The sequence below is a fragment of the Anaerococcus sp. NML200574 genome (assembly GCF_026131665.1).
GTDB lineage: Bacteria > Bacillota > Clostridia > Tissierellales > Peptoniphilaceae > Anaerococcus > Anaerococcus kampingae.
The window spans coordinates 1-2,957 of the sequence record NZ_JAMXSM010000056.1 but is presented as its reverse complement, the minus strand read 5'-3'; the positions used below and the strand labels follow the sequence as shown (position 1 = coordinate 2,957).

Annotated in this window: 2 protein-coding genes and 2 pseudogenes; all 4 read right to left on the bottom strand. The window is 28.5% G+C overall.

The window, feature by feature from the left end; genetic code table 11:
• A pseudogene (locus NH286_RS10680) lies at positions 1-143 on the bottom strand (DUF1016 domain-containing protein); the annotation flags it as partial.
• Between the two features lie 302 nt (positions 144-445).
• A pseudogene (locus NH286_RS10555) lies at positions 446-769 on the bottom strand (phage replisome organizer N-terminal domain-containing protein); the annotation flags it as partial.
• Between the two features lie 74 nt (positions 770-843).
• Complete coding sequence (locus NH286_RS10550; protein ID WP_265238764.1) at positions 844-1,371, bottom strand: PcfB family protein; 528 nt, start codon at positions 1,369-1,371, stop codon at positions 844-846.
• 429 nt (positions 1,372-1,800) lie between these two features.
• A partial coding sequence (locus NH286_RS10545; RefSeq protein ID WP_265238762.1) for a MobA/MobL family protein occupies positions 1,801-2,957 on the bottom strand: 1,157 nt, incomplete at its 5' end.

The following is a 2,957-nucleotide window of genomic DNA, read 5'->3' as shown; positions in this document are numbered from 1 at the left end:
CCCAAGTTCCAATACAAATCAAGCAACTCATAATTAACTTTTACTGCTGCTTTTAATTGACTGCGTCTAACTTTTTCCTTTAAATCTAAAAGTAATTTTTTATATTCACTATCTCCTATAATAGCTAGATCTTTTTTATCCATTCTCATCACTCCAATCTGATTCTTTATTTTATTCTATTTCTTGCACCAATGGTGGGAGTTTTAATCTTTTTATCACAATCAGCTTACGGTAAACAAGCTCATTTTATCATTATACATTTAGTTTAATTAATGTGATTATACCAAAAATTTTAAATCTTTTCTATCTCTCCCTCTCTCTCTTTATCTATATCTATATCTTTCTCTATCTCTATCTCTTGTCGGACATGGGTTGGACTCATTAAGGACAATGTCCTCTGTTTATTTTGTCTGTATCTTCTTTTTTTCTCTGCCCAGGCTGTTTATGATCCGATTAAATTTGGTATTTCAGTTAAATAGTATTCATCATTTTCTGTTAAAACTTCTAATAAGCCTTGATTGATTAAATAATTTACCGTAACCATTACATCATAGTCTGTTTCATCTATGGTTAGTGCTAACTCTTTTATAAAATCACTTTCTACTCCCTCATAATAGAGTTTGCCCTCATCTTTTAGGCTTAGTAATAAAAGTTTGAGGTAGATTATCGTGTAGGTATCTCCTCCCGATATTCTCCTTAGTCTTTTTATCCTTTTGTCTGTGAAAAATTCTTCTTTTTCATTATTGCTCCTTTCTTGATTTTCGATAATCGAAATTCTTGATTTCCGATTTTCGGAAGTCTTGTTATTATGGGGGTCTAAGGGTGTAACTTTTCGTTACTCCCTTAGATTTCTCTGGTCATATCTTTCTTGTTTGGTTTTACTTTTTCTTTTACTTTCCTTTTGACTTTTTCTTTTGCCTTATCCTTGTTATTGGATAGGTCTTTGTATTTCTTTATTTGTTTTAGGATACTTTCTTTTTCTTTTTTATTTTCTTTGGCTATGACTTGTTTAAAGGCATATTCCATTACTTTTATGTCTTTGGCTTGGAAGAATACTTCATAGTTTTGGGTTTCTTTGTTTTTAATTACTGAAAAGCTTACTCCAAGTTTGTTTAGTTCTTTTTTTAAGTCTTTGAGGTCGCTTTGATCTATGCTTATATTTTCTAGTTGTCCTTTCTTGTATAGGTCTTTTATTTTTATTTCATCGACCATAAGACTTTTTAAGTTTCCATTTGCTTTTTCTAAAGTTTCATTCATCTTTTTTCTTATTTCTTTATCTAAGTTGATTGATTCTTTTGCTGCCTTTATTGTGTATGTTATTATGGTTTGTGCTGCTTGACCTGCTTCTTTGCTTATTTCTTCGTTTATCATGCTTTATCTCCTTTGTTTGAATTAAAAAAGGGAAGTATAGGTTTTAATTTTTCTATACTTCCCTTTGCTTGTTTTTATTTTATTGTTCTTGGTGGTGGAATGCTTATTTTAAATGTTTTTATAGCTTACTTAGGTATTTGTACCTTTTATTATTTTAAATAGCTTACAATACCTTTCCACCTTTAGTAGTTTATATGTGTTCTTTTGTCTGATAGATAGTTTTTCATGTTGGAATATATAATCTGCACTTCTTCATTGTTCATCGCTTTTATTTCTTCTGTGCTTTTGTATGTTTTGTATGTTCCATCTTCATTTGCTTATATGAGTTCATCTATTATCTCTTGCCTTTTATTCATCTCTATTACCTCCTAGATCTGCCTTTATTTTCTTGGTCATATTATAGCTTGGATAAGATATTTTTACCAGGTCTTATCTTTCTTGATCCATTTTCTTGTTTTTCATCATTTCTCTGAATTCATTATCTTTAATAACTTGGTCTTGGAATTTTTTAATCTGTGCTATTACACTTGGTTTTTCACCTTGTTTTATAAGCTTATCTATTTCTATGGATAAATCTATGCCAAGTTCTTTGTTTACAAAATCTACTGAATATTTTATATGATTAATTTCCTGGTATTCATCTTTTATCTTGTCTTTTTCTTTATTTATTTCTTCAAGATTTGCCATTAAAAGATTTTTTTCTTCATTCCATTTTTTAGGACTTAGTTTTTCCTTATCTGATAGGAGTTTTTTTAATTTCCCGCTTACTACCTTATATTGGTCTATGTCTTTCTTATGTTTGTTATAGAATGTGTCTTTTGTGAATATGTTTTTCTTTTGGTATTCTTCATAAACTCCTTTTTTGGCTTTGTAGATTTCATAGTATAGAATTTTCTTTTCTACATCTTCCATTTCTTTATGGATTGTCTTTGCTTTTTTATTTAGTTTGTAACTATTGGACTTTAAAGTTTCTATTTTTATTTGTAACTGACCAATGGTTTCTATGTTATTTTTTCTTAAATAACTATATACACTCGTTAGCTTTTTAAAGTCATATTTTTCTTTATTAGTTTTTGCATATCCTTTTAGATATTTACTTTTTTCTTTTTGAATTTCTGAATAAGTTAATAGATAATTTGTTAGATTGAAAAGTTTAGGGTTGTCTATTACCTTATCTCTTTCTATATCCTTAAATTTTTCATAAGCAGTAGTTAGGTTATCTAATAAATTTCCTATCCAACCCTTTAATGTTTTTATCTCTTCTTTTATTGTTTTTACAAGGTTATTATATTTTCTTATTTCTCTATTATAGTTTCCCTTGTCAGTTTCTATTCCCTTTCTTTCCATTGCACTTGCTGCTGATCCTAAATGGATTGTCGGTAGATAATCAGAATTTTGTCTTTTAAAACTCCTATGGTCTACTCTTTTTTCTATCTTGTTTTTTGCAAGATATTCATTACAAAGGTCTGAAAAATTTTCTCTCCATTTTTCTACATTGCCTTTATCATTCCAGGTTGTTAGTTCTACTTTTCTTGTTTTAGGTTTTCCATTTTTGTTTAAAATCTTTTCTCCTTTTTCATCTAGGA

Excerpts from the sequence above, each read along its gene's own strand:
- NH286_RS10550 (WP_265238764.1), bottom strand. The coding sequence starts at position 1,371 with ATGATAAACGAAGAAATAAGCAAAGAAGCAGGTCAAGCAGCACAAACC.